The organism is Paenibacillus sp. RS8, from assembly GCF_041956825.1.
Lineage (GTDB): Bacteria > Bacillota > Bacilli > Paenibacillales > Paenibacillaceae > Paenibacillus_AQ.
The window spans coordinates 2,611,523-2,627,672 of sequence record NZ_CP168131.1 but is presented as its reverse complement, the minus strand read 5'-3'; the positions used below and the strand labels follow the sequence as shown (position 1 = coordinate 2,627,672).

Sequence of the window (16,150 nt, the reverse complement as noted above, 5' to 3'; positions counted from 1 at the left end):
ATCCAAACACATCACATCATCTCAGATGTCACTTTCTTGCGTAAACTCAGCCAATCTACTGTAAATGCGAATGATCTCATCCATCGGCATTCTAACCAATCCACTGGAAGAGGGGGCGACGAATTCACGTACACCATCTACCGTAGGAGACACATCTCCCTGGAATCCCCAATCGACTTTTTTTCTCCGGCTAAACTCTGTATATACACCTTTTCCAACGAAGCAAGCCACCTGTGGGCGATATAACTCCAGCTTGGAGCGAAGCAATTCGCGGCCCTCATTATATTCCTCACGAGTAATATCATCGATTCCGCGTGTAGGCCTAGCAACAATGTTCGTAAAACCATAACCCAGCTTAAGCAGCTCCCCGTCCTCAGAAGCGTCGTACAACCGAGGCGTAAGTCCCGACTGCTGCAAGATTCTCCAGAAATTATTACGCGGATTTGCGTAGTGATGCCCCAATTCACCTGAGCGGATACTCGGGTTAAAACCTATAAATACGATCTGTAGTCCGTGATCTAAATGATCTGGAATTTCATCCATGTGATTTTACCTCCTACCAAAACAACGCTCTTATTTCCCTATTGGGTGTAAATACTAAGACAGGAAGGCGGAACTGGTGCCGCCAACCAGACCTCATTACCTGCATAATAAAAGGTTACACCCATTTGACCAGCGCTAATCGTATCAACAGTCAGCAAAATCAATTTCCCTCTACGACTTCCAGCCAGACTGGCAAAATGTGTCCCCTCGGACAAATGAACATACTGCCGTCCCATTGGTCGGAGTCCTTCCTCCATAATGACAGGAAGCGCACCAGAGTGGGTACCGTGATATAGCGTAGGTGGAGGAGTCCCCGGCTCATAAGTGATTTTCGTATGGCTATGCCCATACCGCGCTTTGATTCGTTCACCTTCAATTTCAATCCGTTGCTTCTCACAGCCTGCAACCACTTGCCGAATATCTCCCACAGTTACCTCAGACCATCTAGGAGACTTCACAAGCACGGACAGCAATTCGTCTAACGTACAGGAACCATCCTCAGGGTCCAAAATAAGGCCATACTGCTCTGGAGTATGCCGGAGCAATTTAGTCATAAATTTGCTTAACGACATTTCTGTAGCGTTGCTCAACATTATATTACCACCTCTATTCACAACTCATTTCTATTCTTCTACAGCCGCATTCCGGAGCTTCTCCTCCATTTCCATTATCCACGAGGTAACATCTCGCCCTGATCTTTCAGCCTCACGCAGCTTTCCCAATAGATGTTCCCGATCTAGTAAAGCAGCTTCAGCGACATGGGCATTTTGGGAGGAAATCAGCTCGCGTGCTTTCAAGTTACACGGTACGATCTCCGCGTCTAGGAGCAGCAAATCGGTGTTATTGTTCGCAAAATAATTCGCCGTACGAGATCTTCGTTCATCCTGCGTAACACTTCCGATTCAGTATCCCTATCAAAAAAAGCTCGGCCTGTACGTGTATAAATCGTGCCTAGCGTCGGTCTGCCCACATAGAATCGCGGTCTCTTCATCTCGGAATAACAATAGGATGGCCCGGCTGACCATATGTTTTTTCTCCTCAATCATTGTCTTAACAACCTGCACCTGTCGCCTTGATGATCAAATGCATAAACTTCACCTCTCCTTAATTAACAATTATTGAAATTCTGATTTACCAGCTCCACTGCCCCGTTTCCCCCCAGACCTCTATCAGTGCTGATCGGAACAAGTCATCTAACGCTTCATCCATAACACCTACGCTCTGTTCAAAAGCAGAAGCAACCGCCTCGTAATGAACAATTCGTTCCTCCAAGTACATGTTGATTACATCCAAGCGCGGCTCCAGATTTAGTTCCTCACCTGACATTTTGCGAGATAACAGGTTCTGTACGGTTTCCTGTAATTCAGAACCATGCGGAATCAGATCCTGTACAAGAATGTTAAAATCGAGTGGTGGCACTTCGTTATATTTTTCAATCCAAGCGCATGCTAAGAGTGGTCTTAATACGTAAAAATATTTCTTAATCTTAACCTCACTGCCTTGCAGATAATCCCGGTAATTTCCCCGCGCCATGTTCAAATAGTGGTAAATACATGATTTTGGCGAAAAGCTTTGTGGTGAGAGCGCACGGATCTTTTCGGCTACAGCGTATTTCTCTTCATAGCGGATAGGAGACTCTAACCATTCCAACAGAGGCGGATTAGATTTACGAAATAGATTAAGCCCCTTCTTCAAGTCCCAACCGTTAATATCAAGCATCTCACTGATCGGCCGCTCTATTACATCTCTGTGCTCAAAAATGGATAAATACGCCTCAGGTCTCCGTATGTATAGGAATCTAACATCATAATCACTATCCTTGGATGGAAACCCCCAGGCCCGGCTACCCGATTCACACGCATACAGAATGCGAACATTTTCTTCAGATTCGATAGTCCGAAGCTGCTGAATGACCGATTGATGAATTCCCTTCATCTTAATTCCTCCCTTTTAACTTCTGAATATGCAAAAAAGACCACGGACTCCATCGTCCATGGTCGGGCTTCAACCTGATTACAGTTATATTTACCGGGTAATAATGAAATGTTATTTAACCGGAAATGAATACACTGGTTCTGAGGTTGACCTGTAAGCCAAGGTGAGAGATGGACGAACATATGAGAAAACATTATACGAAAACGAAAGCTGATTATTCATATTCTCATTCATCTGTCCTTACCCCCTGATCATTTTGTATACACTCAGTTCCATTTATTACCTAACACATCTCCAAAAGCATAATCTAACTATCCAGTTTCTGTCAACCAGTAGTCTTTTCTCTGTAGTCTTCTACCTACCACTATCCCTTACCTTATTTTAGTAATGCCTTCAATTCGGACGTCATTCCCGATGCTTTTAACATTACGAAATCACTATAACCCTCCTTGTATAGCAATTTCACAAGATAGTTGCCATTCTCTACTCCATAATTGAAACGTTGATCCAAAATATCCGCTAATAGCGTCTTATCCTTCGTAACAACTGTACGATTCTTTTCACGTGCAAGCACTACTCTTTGTTCAGGACTGGTAGGATTCTTAGGTGTTTGCTTATCCATAAAGTCATCTTTTATTATCTCTGCCGATTGTATATCTTCAGCGGTTGTCCGGATTTTATCCGCATATCCTTTATTAATCATCCATTTCTCTAACTCATGAAAAGATGACTTCCACGGATAATAATAACCATAACTTGAAGATGGCTGATTACTTTCCTCTTTTACCTTTACCTCTGTTTGGATACCAGCCACATCAGGTTTCCCGTCCTTATCTATCTGTACTTCGTAGGACATATTCGAAATTTCGCGTTTGATAATCTCTTTTAGCTCTGAAATTTCCCGAGGATCAGAGATGGCTACTTTTTTATTCCTGTTAGTAACCCACATATAATCCAGGTCTTTGTCTAAGAGAGCTAAATTATACTTTTCATACTTGTAAGCTTCGGTATCCTTAACCGCCTTGAGCTCTGATTCAAACCCCTTATTAGGGATCCAGTATTCCCTCACTAGCTTGTCACCGTTCTCCAATTGATAGGCCAGAGTAAAATATTCATAAACGTATTGTTGTGAGTTAAGCTCTGGGCGTACTGCAACTACCGCTTGATGAAGTTTACGGACAGCTTCTATATAATCTTTATTATTGGAAAATGGGTCCTGCCCCATATAGGGTGTAGTGTATAAATCATCCGTTGGGGTATACATCCGATAGTTAGATCCCATATAAACACCGCTAATCTTATCACTAGAAGGCACTCTAGCTTCATACCCGGTAACACTTGATACTGGGATATACACAAGCAGCCCTAACATTACTGCATAAACTGCAAACTCGGCTACCACTTTACGCGTCATAATCTGCCAAGTTTTCCGAATAATCATTTCTGCAGCAATATAACCAATAATGGCTCCAATGGCATATCCACTAATCACCCAGCCCATTTGCTGTTGCTTCATTTGTGCAAAATAATTACCGGAAATAAGCATGGCACATAACATAACCCCTGCTTTAAAAAGCGGGTTGAAATATCCAAAAGCGATAGCCTGACCAGCTTTTTCCGTATTACGTTTACGGTATAAAAGATAGGATAATCCAATAAACAAAAGTGACAATACACCATAAACCCATAATTCTGTATTGGTGAATGGTTTGCCGGTATAATAATATACAATATGAACAAAGGGAGACCACATCTGCAAACTAGAATCACGTAAGTTTACATTTGCATTCGCATAACCATAAAGATACATGGCTAAATGACTATTGATTAATGAGATCAGTACAGCAGGCAGAATAAGCAAAATATAAATGATAATTCCCTGAAGAATAGATTGACCTGTGCATATTCCCACAAAAACACTAAAGCAGAAGAGAAACAAAGTCAGAATACTAACTGTGATACACCATTGCCAAATATCTGCGCCCTGAAAAATATAAAAATTACCACTCCATGACTTAACAACCGCAACCACCCCAGCAGTTAACCAAACCGGTAGCAACAGTAAGGTAAGTCCACTTGTCAGATGAGCTGTAAATAAATGCTCTCTGCGTAAAGGCAAGCTATGCCAAAGATCTGAGGGTGATTTCGCCTGAAGGTATCTGAATAAGAATAGTCCGGCCGCAACAGGGATCGTAATAATGAACAATGCTTGCACACTACCAGCGATTCGAAATAAATGATCAATTTCCTGCGGCTTTGCATTTGGATTGTTGCTCATGAAGAGCTGCAATGGAAGTGCGAACAATAAGCCAAGTGCATATATAATCCCTATCCAACCGTGCTGGCGGAAGTTTTGACGAAAAACACTGCTATTAAAGTAGTAACGGCTGCGCGTCATATCCGACATCCCCCATTTCATAAATAAAGATCTCTTCTAACGTCAATGGAAGCAAATCGAATACGTATGGCTCGTATACCTGAAAAGCCGCTTTGATCCGTTCACGGTCCCCTTTTACAATGAATAGGTTCACACTTCCCCGGCGCTCTTGATGCAGAATTTGCAGCTTCGCTGCTAACGGAATTTCATGCCGTTCATCTCGGAATGCCACTTGAATCTTATGTGTATCCGCCTTAAGATCATCGAGATCCTTCTCAATCAGCATTTTCCCGCCGTGCATAATTCCGACATGATCGCACAGGTCCTCAATCTCACGAAGGTTATGCGAGGATATGATTACTGTCAGCTCGCGTTCAGCTACCTCCTGAAACAGCAGATTTTTGATCTGACGCCGCATGACCGGATCTAACCCGTCAATCGGTTCATCCATAATAAGCACATCCGGCATACAACTTAAACATAACCAGAATGACGCTTGCCGCTGCATTCCTTTGGAGAAACGACTAAGCTTACGCTTCTTATCGAGCTGAAATACAGTTCCCAAATCTTCAAAACGCTTCTGATTCCAACTCGGATAGATCGAGCGATAGAAGGCTACCATTTGCAGCATTGTAGATTGCGGGAAAAAGTACGGAGAATCCGGCATAAAAATAACCCGTTGCTTAGACTTCGGGTGTTCGAACACCACTTCACCATCCACCTTCACGGTCCCTTTATCTGGAGAGTAAATGCCCGCCAAGGTCTTCAGCAGCGTAGTTTTACCCGCGCCATTAGACCCGAGCAGCCCATATATGGTTCCTTTATGTACTGTTAAAGAGATATCGTCGACTGCCTTCTCGCCTTGAAATAACTTGCTGACTCCTCGAATCTCAATCATCGCTCTTCCCTCCTTCTCTCTGCTTCTCTACTTGTTTGTACAATGAACTAATCTCAGCTGCGGTGAATCCAAGGTATACAGCTTCTGCCATCAGTCTGAGCAGCGCATCTCGGACTTCAGCTTTTTTGGCCTCATTTTGTTCCTTTTTCATCGGGGCTACAAAACTGCCTTTCCCCTGCAATGAATAGATATACCCTTCACGCTCCAATTCACGATAAGCCTTCTGAATCGTATTGGGATTCACGGTTAGCTGTTGGGATAATGTCCTTACCGAGGGCAGTTGTTCATCAGTCTGCAAAATACCATGTAAAATCATCTCCTTGACCTTGTCGGTCAGCTGCTCATAAATCGGCTTGCGACTGCGAACATCCAATTCGAACATAATCTTCCTCCTCCCACTATCTTACAATAAACCCATTATGACGTGTATTAACTGTACTACTATTATTAATACAGTTTGTTCTTTATGTCAACGCAAAAAATCCCCGCAGTTATATAACTACTGCGGGGATTTTTTCTCATAAATAGACAATTTATCAGCTGAGGTATTCACACCCTCGATTCTTGGCTCAGAAAAACCCGGGTTCGCTCCTGCTGCGGATTGTCAAAAATCTGCTCCGGTGTTCCAGACTCCGTTATCTCACCGTCATCCATGAATATCACACGATCCGCTACGTCACGAGCAAAGTTCATCTCATGAGTGACAACAATCATCGTCATCTTCTCCTCAGCAAGCTGACGGATAACACGTAGCACCTCGCCTGTAAGCTCGGGATCAAGCGCGGAGGTGGGTTCATCAAATAATAAAATATCCGGATTCAGCATTAACGCTCTCGCAATGGCAACCCTCTGCTTCTGTCCACCGGAGAGATTAGCAGGATACACATCCGCTTTTTCAACAAGACCTACCTTAGAGAGCAAGTCCTTGCTTCTAGCCGTAATCTCCTTCACGCTCTCCCGCTTCAGCATCCTTGGAGCTAGCTCTAGGTTGCCCCGCACCGTTAGGTGTGGAAATAAGTTAAAGTGCTGAAACACCATTCCCATGGACGCCGTGATCTCACGAATATTTGCTCCACTAGCGTATTTCCCATTCTCAACGAGCGGCTTGCCTTGGATCGAGATGCTTCCGCCTGTAACTTCCTCTAGATGTACTAAACTACGTAGCATCGTACTCTTACCTGAACCCGAAGGCCCGATAACAGCAATAGCTTCACCCGCCTCGATATTGAAACTAACCTTCTTCAATACATCCAAATTGCCGAAGGATTTCTGTAAATCCCTTACTTCTATCATGCTACTCATATTCGGACAGTCCTTCTACTCGAATTTAAAACGTTTCTCCAGTGCTTTAAAGAATAAAGTAAGCACTAGCGTCATCAGTAAGTAAATCACTCCCGCTACTACAAAGGGAGTTACTGTAAAGTCTCGATTTACTGCTGTTTTGGCATAGTTCAGTAGCTCAGGTACAGCAACGGCATACAGTAGTGCCGTATCTTTTACTAATGAAATTGATTCGTTGGCCACAGCTGGCAAAGCTACTCTGAACATTTGTGCCAGAATTACCTTACGCAGTGTTTGCCATTTACTCAGTCCGAGCACCTTAGCTGCTTCATGCTGCCCTTTATCAATGGAGAGCATGCCCCCACGGAAGATCTCTGCAAAATACGCTCCATAGTTAAGAATAAATCCAAGACTCGCAGCAACGAAGCGATCCATAACCAGATACTGACCAATCACCGGAATCTGTGGTAAGCCAAAGCAAAAAAATAACAATTGCAGTAAAAGAGGGGTTCCCCGCATGACATAAATATAAGTATGTGCAATCCATGCCAACGGTTTGATCACACTCTTCGCCATCAAAGTGACTAGGAACCCGAGCGGAATCGACACTAAAATAACAATAAGGAACAATAAAACAGTTGTACGCGCGCCTTCTAACATCGGCCCGGAAATTTGTATAATATAATCCATTTTCATTTCTCCAATAAACTCTGTATATTGACCTTCTATTTCAATACCTTATTTTCACCAAACCACTTTGTGGAGATCTTCTCAGCCGTTCCATCGTTGTTCATTTCATCCAAAGCCTTTTGAAGTTCTTCTAGCAGGGCTTCATTGCCTTTCTTTATTCCAATACCGTACTGCTCAGGAGCAAGCGATTCATCTAGCAGCTTAAAGGTATTCGGCTCTTTTGACATATAATATCTAGCTACAACTTCATCAATCACAACACCGTCTAGACGCTTAGTCTTCAAGTCAGTGAGCGCTAGGACGTTATCCGGAAATTCCGACAGATTAGCAATTTGGTCTTTAATCGGATTAGCATTTAAAGCATCGGAAGCGGAGGATAGACTTTGAAGCCCTACCTCTTTACCAGCCAAATCCTCAAGCTTTGAAATAGAGGAATCCGCTAATACGACTACTACCTGACTATTCTCAAGATAAGGCTTCGTGAATAATACCTTTTCCTTGCGTTCATCTGTGATGGTATAGCCATTCCAAATCATATCAATACGACCACTATTCAGTTCTGACTCCTTAGCGGACCAGTCAATAGGCTGAAAAGTAATTTCTTTACCCATTTTTTCAGCTGCAGCTCTGGCGTAGTCGATATCAAACCCAACAATTTCATTGTTCTCATCTCTAAAGCCCATCGGAGCGAACTTATCATCAATCCCGATCACCAGCTTTCCATCCTTACTCCCAGAAGATGAGCAGCCTGATAAAGCTCCAATTACCATGATCATAAATAAGATTAGCAATGCATTTTTCTTCATCTCTTTTATCCCCCATCGTTGACACAACTGCGTGTGCTTTAGTTCGCTAATACGTTATCAGAGTATCATGATAACACGACAGATTAACTACGTCGATAGATTAGAGAAGCCTACATGTGTCAAATCTACAAAGATTCAGACAACAAAAAGAGACGACAGATTAGATCTGTCGCCTCAACGATAGGAATCATTTGATCTTAGTATCCAGAATTAACGTTTATCATTCCAGAAGTTGTTAGGTTCCATATCCGAAGTAATAATATGAAACGCATAGCCTTCCTTCTTCAACGTTTCTAGGATGCGTGGAAGAACTTTAAGTGTAGCCTTTTGATCATGCATCAGAACCACTGGGCTGCTCTTCTTCAGATTATGAACCTCTCTCATAACCGTATTATAGATGGAGTTACTATCATTCTTAAATCTCCAATCCTCAGAGTCAACGTTCCAATCCCACAGATGATACCCTTGTGTTAGTATCTTATCTCTATAAGATTTGGTTAAATAAGGTTTACTACCATATGGTGTGCGAATCAGTGTTGTACTTTGACCCGTAATCTTCTTCAGAATGGCATTATCGTCATTCATCTCTTTCAACGCAGAAGCAGGAGAAGCATAAAATTTATCTTTCACATGTGTCATACCGTGTAAACCAGGTGCATGTCCTTCCTTCACTAAGCGTTTCACTTGAGACGCATGTGCGTTCATGTTATTTCCTAGCATGAAGAACGTAGCTTTCGCATCATACTTAGCTAAGATATCAAGTAGTTGAGAGGTTGTAGCGGATGGGCCATCATCAAAGCTAAGATAAACAACTTTACCGTTCGTGCCTGTAGTTACATTTTGTTGCAAAGCTTTTTTATGTTGATTCACAAATGCAGCATCGTCTAATTTAGCCCCGGAATTATGAACTCTTAATAAAGATTGAGCTGGTTTAAACGAAATTGAGAACCCAAGATGAGTTGTCATTTTCACCGGAACCATAGTTCTTCCATTTTTAATAAATGTATTCAGGGCGATTGTCTTTCCATTAGGAAGAAGTGCTGTTGCGTGATCATTCAGCAGTTTGATGGATCCATTATTTCCCTTAACATTAATGCCATCGCCCTGAGCGATTAGATGAAGATTCAGTTCCACAGACAAATCACGTAACGGAACAAAATATGTATCTTTTATCGACACTGCATCAATGTCAGTTAATTTATCATTTACACCTAATTTCAGGGATCCTGCACCAGCAGCATCTACTGAATCTATTTCTCGTACCAATCCAGTACATACGAACAATACTATAAATAATAGCCACACTTTCTTTTTAAACATCTCAAAAAATCTCCCATCTCGTATATTTATCTATAACATTACCATAGATTAATAGAAAGAAATTTGAGAGATTGTAACTTAATACATAATAATTTGTTACCCTTTTTGACACTCACAGATATTTCGACATTTTTCGCAAATGACGTATTCTAACTAATTCCTAACACACCAACAAAAATGGTTAAATTCCAGTCCTTTTGCGCAAAATAGATGTGTCCAAATTAGCAACTTTAGTAAATTATTGAACAAAGTTTGAACGGATTTAAATAACCAGCAAACGCCGTGGCTACAGTGATCTTTATCATATCATTAGGAACTTGTAACAAATTGATCACACATATTTAACTTGATCGCCATTTTTAAGGACTATTGTGGCTAAAATGGCAAAATAAGTCTTTTGCTTTCTTTCTCATTAATTCTTACTATATATGAAGGTAATGATGAGGGTTAATTAATAGAAGTATTGAAGGAAGGAGCTTAAGCATGAAGAAAAAGGGACCGTTATACGCTTTATTTCTCAGCCTAATTTTACTCTTGCCAGGATGCAGTTCAATCGCTGTTCTGAATCCGAAGGGGCCGGCTGCGAGAACTCTGTCTGACACGATCATCCTCTCCATTGTTGTGATGCTCGGTGTTCTAGCAGTTGTCTACATCTTATATGTCTTCGTACTATTGAAATACCGCGCTAAGAAAAGTAACGAAGATTATATTCCTCCTCACGAGGAAGGAAACAAATGGCTGGAGGCCATCTGGATTACGATTCCGATTATTATCGTGGCATTCCTCTCCGTGGTCACTGTCAAAACGACAGTAGATGTAGAAAACGTTGCAGCGGATTATAAAGATCAGAAACCGCTTGTAATCTATGCTTCCTCCTCCAACTGGAAATGGCACTTCAGCTATCCAGAGGAAGGTATTGAAACTGTAAACTACGTGAACATTCCAGTTCACCGTGCTGTCGAGTTCAGATTGTACTCTTTCGGTACGATCTCAAGTCTCTGGATCCCACAATTGGGAGGACAGAAATATGCGATGAGTGACATGCTTACAACACTGCATCTTTCAGCAGATACTGTAGGTTCTTATACCGGAAGAAATGCGAACTTTAATGGTAAGGGTTTTGCCCACATGGAGTTTGAAGCCCTTGCGATGACTGATAAGGACTATCAGGAATGGGTAAAAGACGTTAAAGAAACAGCAGGTCCATTGACCGAAGATGAATTCAAAAATCTTTTGAAAATGGAATATGTCGGACGTAAAACGTACACCAATACTCACTTATCCTTTAGCCCTCCTCCGGGAGATCATGGCGACCATATGAGTAATAATGGCACCGAAATGGATATGGATAATGGAACGACGGAACACCAGGATAATAAAGAAATTCACCCGACTCCTGCACCATCTAGCGAGACGGAATTCAACAGTGAACCTAATCCAGAACTGGATGAACAAAGCACTACACATGACGGACATTAGTCAATGTTAATTGAGCAACTTGAAAGGAGCGATTCCTAATGGATTGGGATAAATTTAAGGTCCACGGCGAACCCCTGATTTACGGGGCAATGGCAAGTATTGTTCTGGCTACAATCGGGATTATCGTCGGCCTAACCTATTTTAAAAAATGGGGATATTTATGGCGCGAATGGTTAACTACCGTTGACCACAAACGTATCGGGGTTATGTATATCCTCGCTGCGCTACTAATGCTTTTCCGCGGCGGCGTTGACGCTATTATGATGAAGCTACAAACCGCAGCCCCAGACATGAAATTTCTTGACGCACAGCATTACAACGAGGTATTTACAACACACGGCTTGATCATGATCCTCTTTATGGCCATGCCGTTTATTATCGGTCTGATGAACGTTATCGTACCGCTACAAATCGGTGCCAGAGACGTTGCCTTCCCACGTCTTAACGCCGTCAGCTTCTGGCTCTTCTTCTTCGGAGCAATGCTGCTTAACATCTCTTTTGTTATCGGGGGATCACCAGATGCTGGTTGGTCTGCGTACTTCCCGCTGGCAAGTATAGAGTTTAGTCCAACGGTGGGTAACAACTACTACTCGCTCGCGCTGCAAATATCAGGTATCGGTACACTCATCACAGGCGTTAACTTTATTGTAACGATTCTGAAGATGCGTGCTCCTGGCATGAAGCTGATGAAAATGCCAATGTTTACATGGTCGGTACTAATCACGAACGTAATTATCGTATTCGCATTCCCAGTGCTTACGGTAGCGCTCGCTTTGATGATGTTCGACCGGTTATTCGGCTCTCAATTCTTCACGATGGCCAACGGCGGTATGGATATGTTATGGGCCAACCTTTTCTGGGTATGGGGACATCCAGAAGTATATATCGTTGTACTACCTGCCTTCGGTATTTATAGTGAAATTATCGCCACCTTCTCCAAAAAGAACCTGTATGGATATACATCCATGGTCTTTAGTATGTTGATCATCTCCCTCTTGTCCTTCTTAGTATGGGCTCACCATTTCTATACAATGGGTCAAGGCGCTATGGTTAACAGCTTCTTCTCGATTACTACCATGGCCATTGCTGTTCCAACAGGTGTGAAAATATTTAACTGGCTATTCACCTTACGAAAAGGGCGAATATCATTTACGACGCCGATGCTATATTCGCTCGCCTTTATCCCGATCTTTACGATCGGTGGGGTAACAGGTGTCATGCTGGCTATGGCCAGCGCCGATTATCAGTACCATAATACAATGTTCCTGGTAGCGCATTTCCACTACGTTCTCATTCCAGGTGCTGTATTCGCCGTAATCGCAGGTTTCCACTACTGGTTCCCTAAAGTATTCGGCTTCCGTCTAAACGAACGTCTTGGTAAACATGCCTTCTGGTGGATTATTATTTCCTTTAACGTATCGTTCTTCCCACTGTTCCTTCTCGGACTGAAGGGAATGACACGTCGACAATACACTTATTCTGCGGATACCGGATTTGGTCCGCTCAGTATGGTCTCGTTCATAGGGGCGATAGGTCTTACAGTCGGATTTGTAATTCTGGTGTATAACATCTACTGGAGTACACGTTATGAACCAAGAGATACAAATGGAGATCCATGGGATGCACGTACACTGGAGTGGGCAACGAAAAGTCCGATTCCAGCTTACAACTTCGCAGTGGTTCCAACCGTAAAAACACGCGATGCCTACTGGTTCTCTAAACAAGATAAAGTACCTCTATACGAAGACAAGATTACTAAGATTCATATGCCAAGCAATACAGGAAAACCATTTATTCTGGGTGTTATCTTCTTCGTTGCAGGATTCTCTCTGGTATTCAGTCTCTGGATTCCAGCCATTATCTCCGGAGTTGGTATCCTCATCGTTCTAGCTGCTATGTCCTTTGATCGGGATCACGGATTCTACATCCCAGCAGAAGAAGTTATTGCTACTGAAAAGAAATTGCGGGGTGAGACAGTATGAAAATAGATGCGTCTAAGCCGCTTGAGTACTCAACAGAGGAGAATAGTAATAAAATCTTTGGCTTCTGGGTCTTTCTAGGAGCAGAGATTGCACTGTTCGCTACGTTGTTCACTGTTTACTTTGTAATGGTAGACCGCTTCGCTAGCGGCCCTAGCGGGCCGGACCTCTTTGAAATTGGTCCAGTGATGATCGAAACATTGCTGCTCTTGACAAGCTCGTTTACAATCGGTCTTGCAGTACATGCCATGCGGCATGGCTACCAAAAAGCCATGATGGTCTTCTTCGGACTAACCCTGTTAATGGGTCTCGGCTTCCTTGGTATTGAAATCACGGAGTTTGTCACTTATGTTCACGAAGGGGCTACACTTCAAACCAGTGGTTTCCTATCCAGTCTCTTTGTACTGCTGGGAACACACGGAGCTCACGTATCGTTCGGGTTCCTGTGGGGTGCGGCTATTCTAATCCAGTTGAAGCGTCAAGGTATTAATCCGGCTACGGCCAATAAATCCTTTATCTTCTCGCTGTACTGGCATTTCTTGGACGTTGTCTGGATCTTTATTTTCAGCTTCGTCTATCTGAAAGGACTGATGTAGCATGATGAAGCAACTGTTTCCAATTCGCCATGTGATGGGTTTCTTAGCCTCTCTTGTCCTTTCTGTGGCTGCACTTGCCGTAATCTATCTGGATCTATCCAATACTGCAAACATGGCTATCCTGCTTGTTACAGCCCTCATTCAGGCTTCCCTGCAGCTCTTCCTGTTCATGCATATTGGAGAATCAGCGGATACCAAGAAAGAACTTTATATCAATATCGCCTATGCCTTATTCGTTGGCTTAGTTACGATCTTTGGTACGCTCTTCATCTTCGTATGGGGCTGGTATGCTTAATTCCATTCAATAACACACAAAAGGACGTCTCCAAAGCCTAAATGGCTCTGGGACGTCCTTTTTTTCATTTCGCGTTATAATCTAAATCGCGCTAAAGTCTTCTGCAGATCTTCCGCCAGCACCGCTAAATACTGAGCTGATGCGGACATTTCCTCCATAGCAGACAGTTGCTGCTGACTAGCTGCACTGGTGTCCTGAACACCCACTGCCCCTCTATTGGATATAGCATTGACCTGTTCCATTGCTGCTGCTACACCTTGTGACTCTAAGGAGACATGCGCAACCGCCTCTCTAATCTCTTCCGTCTGCAGCGTAGCCTCTTTAATGGAACTTTGAATCTCATGAAACGCTTGAGATACGAACTGACTTTGAACTACGCCGTTAGAGACTAGTTCAGAGCCTGAAGCCATTGATTCTACTGCTTTTTCAGTTTGCTTTTGAATATGCGTAATAATATCTGTTACTTTCAGTGAACTGTTTCGCGTCGCTTCTGCAAGCCCCCGAATTTCTCCAGCAACTACAGCAAAGCCACGTCCATGTTCTCCAGCTCTCGCTGCCTCGATAGAAGCATTAAGCGCCAGCAAGTTTGTCTGTGTTGCAATTCCGTTAATCGTAGTAATTATTGTATTTATATCCTGAGACAGCTCCCCAAGGTTACTAATAATCTCTTGGCTCTGAGTTACGCTGGAGTCGATTTCCTTCATCTGTTCAATAATGTTATCTACGGCGATTACCCCTCGATCTGTTGAACCAGAAGCAACTCCCATAAGGTCGGACATTTCAAAACTGCTACTTTCTACGGCCGAAATATTATTAGTCATAGCTTGTATAGACTGAGAGGTACGATTAATGCTTTCCGTCTGTTCATCAAAGCCCGCTGCAATCTCACCTGAAGATTCGGCGATCATTTGCGAAGCCAGCGAGGTCTGCTCAGCACTAGCGCTCATCTCTTGCGATGAGGCTGATAACAACTCTGCACTCTCCGCGATACCTTGCATCATCTTTCGTAAGCTCTCCAGCATATTGTTAAATGAGCTATTAATTTGGCCGATTTCATCCTTAGCGGTATACGTTGCTATGACGGTTAAATCTCCATTTTCCGCCCGCTTCATTAAACCTTGCAGTTCCTTGAGAGGTTTCGTAATCAGTCGAATGATTGCTACACTAAGCACGATACAAATAATCCAAGAGAACGATATCAATACTATACTTTTAGTCCTCATTCTTTCAGCGGAAGCAGTGGACTCTAAGTTATATTCTCCAGCTCCCTTTAGCAACGAATCGCTTATTCCTTTAAGCATATTGATCATTTTCTCACGAGAAATACTAAAATCCCCCGTGAATACTTGAAAGGCCTCTTGTCTACCTTTGCTATCGGCAATCTGAATAATACTGTCCCTTTGTGCACGATAGTCTGTTAGGGAGGACTCATATTCCTTTATTTTGCTCAAAATGGCACTATCATTGTACTGGACGGTCTTCAGCTTGTTCAATAGATCATTATTTTCCTGAACTTTTCCCTTAATGCTCTCTAACAAGTCTTTGTTCTTGTTTGCATCAACGCTAATCAAACGCTCCAAAAGAAAGGCTTCAATGGCCCGATTATTTGTACGCATTTGCCCCACGTAAGAAATTGGCAACAAGTTTTCATTGTACGTCTCTTTTGTTTTTTGGGTCATTTTGTCCATGGTGGTAAAGCCAGTTACCCCCACGATGTTCAACATGACTACTGAAAATACTAAAAGAATTCCAATCTTGAACTTCACTTTCATATTCTTCATCTACATTCCGCCTTCACATAATCTAACTCACTATCTATTTTTATCGGTTAAAGAAGTGAATTGTTTGATGATTTTAAATAAAATTATGAATGAAATTGTCGAAAAAAAGTGTCTGTTGTCAAATATTGCAACGAACAAAAATAAAAACGGACACTCGATCCGCTAATACT

15 protein-coding genes and 1 pseudogene are annotated in these 16,150 nt (G+C 42.6%); 4 read left to right on the top strand and 12 right to left on the bottom strand.

The genetic code is table 11. The features are described from left to right. Nucleotides 1-21: 21 nt before the first annotated feature. From ACDZ28_RS13050 to ACDZ28_RS13000, 11 genes and pseudogenes are all read right to left on the bottom strand, one after another. Entirely contained in the window at nt 22-543 is a 522-nt protein-coding gene (locus tag ACDZ28_RS13050) for a mismatch-specific DNA-glycosylase (RefSeq protein WP_375104880.1), read from the bottom strand. A 38-nt stretch (nt 544-581) separates the two neighbouring features. Continuing rightward, nucleotides 582-1,136: an RNA 2'-phosphotransferase gene (locus ACDZ28_RS13045; RefSeq protein ID WP_375104879.1), complete on the bottom strand. Its 555-nt coding sequence runs from the start codon at nt 1,134-1,136 to the stop codon at nt 582-584. A gap of 30 nt (nt 1,137-1,166) precedes the next feature. Then, nucleotides 1,167-1,534 (bottom strand): annotated as a pseudogene (locus ACDZ28_RS13040) (hypothetical protein). Between the two features lie 140 nt (nt 1,535-1,674). Further along, a complete protein-coding gene (locus tag ACDZ28_RS13035) occupies nt 1,675-2,478 on the bottom strand; it encodes a nucleotidyltransferase domain-containing protein (RefSeq protein WP_375104878.1) in 804 nt (267 codons plus the stop codon). Nucleotides 2,479-2,854: 376 nt separating this feature from the next. After that, a complete protein-coding gene (locus ACDZ28_RS13030) occupies nt 2,855-4,885 on the bottom strand; it encodes a hypothetical protein (RefSeq protein WP_375104877.1) in 2,031 nt (676 codons plus the stop codon). Further along, entirely contained in the window at nt 4,851-5,753 is a 903-nt protein-coding gene (locus ACDZ28_RS13025; protein ID WP_375104876.1) for an ABC transporter ATP-binding protein, read from the bottom strand. Before ACDZ28_RS13025 ends, ACDZ28_RS13030 begins: the two co-directional genes overlap by 35 nt. Further along, nucleotides 5,746-6,135 carry a GntR family transcriptional regulator gene (locus tag ACDZ28_RS13020; RefSeq protein WP_375104875.1) on the bottom strand — a complete coding sequence of 130 codons (390 nt, stop codon included), beginning with the start codon at nt 6,133-6,135 and terminating at the stop codon, nt 5,746-5,748. Before ACDZ28_RS13020 ends, ACDZ28_RS13025 begins: the two co-directional genes overlap by 8 nt. A 167-nt stretch (nt 6,136-6,302) precedes the next feature. Beyond that, on the bottom strand, nt 6,303-7,055 hold the full coding sequence (locus tag ACDZ28_RS13015; protein ID WP_375104874.1) for an amino acid ABC transporter ATP-binding protein: 753 nt from the start codon (nt 7,053-7,055) through the stop codon (nt 6,303-6,305). 15 nt (nt 7,056-7,070) lie between these two features. Beyond that, on the bottom strand, nt 7,071-7,730 hold the full coding sequence (locus tag ACDZ28_RS13010) for an amino acid ABC transporter permease (protein WP_042124383.1): 660 nt from the start codon (nt 7,728-7,730) through the stop codon (nt 7,071-7,073). A gap of 29 nt (nt 7,731-7,759) precedes the next feature. Beyond that, nucleotides 7,760-8,530 carry an amino acid ABC transporter substrate-binding protein gene (locus ACDZ28_RS13005; protein ID WP_042124381.1) on the bottom strand — a complete coding sequence of 257 codons (771 nt, stop codon included), beginning with the start codon at nt 8,528-8,530 and terminating at the stop codon, nt 7,760-7,762. Between the two features lie 210 nt (nt 8,531-8,740). Beyond that, entirely contained in the window at nt 8,741-9,850 is a 1,110-nt protein-coding gene (locus tag ACDZ28_RS13000) for a polysaccharide deacetylase family protein (protein ID WP_375104873.1), read from the bottom strand. Between the two features lie 483 nt (nt 9,851-10,333). On the opposite strand from ACDZ28_RS13000, the gene qoxA reads away from it, so the two are divergent. Genes qoxA through qoxD form a run of 4 tightly spaced genes read left to right on the top strand, consistent with a single transcriptional unit; the run spans nt 10,334 to nt 14,199 of the window. Then, nucleotides 10,334-11,329, top strand: coding sequence for a cytochrome aa3 quinol oxidase subunit II (gene qoxA, locus ACDZ28_RS12995; protein WP_042124378.1), 996 nt, complete (start codon nt 10,334-10,336; stop codon nt 11,327-11,329). Nucleotides 11,330-11,367: 38 nt separating this feature from the next. Beyond that, nucleotides 11,368-13,311, top strand: coding sequence for a cytochrome aa3 quinol oxidase subunit I (gene qoxB / locus ACDZ28_RS12990; protein ID WP_042124376.1), 1,944 nt, complete (start codon nt 11,368-11,370; stop codon nt 13,309-13,311). Continuing rightward, a complete protein-coding gene (qoxC, locus tag ACDZ28_RS12985; RefSeq protein ID WP_042124373.1) occupies nt 13,308-13,904 on the top strand; it encodes a cytochrome aa3 quinol oxidase subunit III in 597 nt (198 codons plus the stop codon). The genes qoxB and qoxC overlap by 4 nt, the downstream gene beginning before the upstream one ends. 4 nt (nt 13,905-13,908) lie before the next feature. Beyond that, nucleotides 13,909-14,199: a cytochrome aa3 quinol oxidase subunit IV gene (gene qoxD / locus ACDZ28_RS12980; protein WP_036680878.1), complete on the top strand. Its 291-nt coding sequence runs from the start codon at nt 13,909-13,911 to the stop codon at nt 14,197-14,199. Between the two features lie 74 nt (nt 14,200-14,273). Here the strand turns inward: qoxD and ACDZ28_RS12975 are convergent, their stop codons facing one another. Then, the gene (locus tag ACDZ28_RS12975; protein ID WP_375104872.1) at nt 14,274-15,980 is read right to left on the bottom strand and encodes a methyl-accepting chemotaxis protein; all 1,707 of its coding nucleotides are present in this window, start codon (nt 15,978-15,980) and stop codon (nt 14,274-14,276) included. Nucleotides 15,981-16,150: the final 170 nt, after the last annotated feature.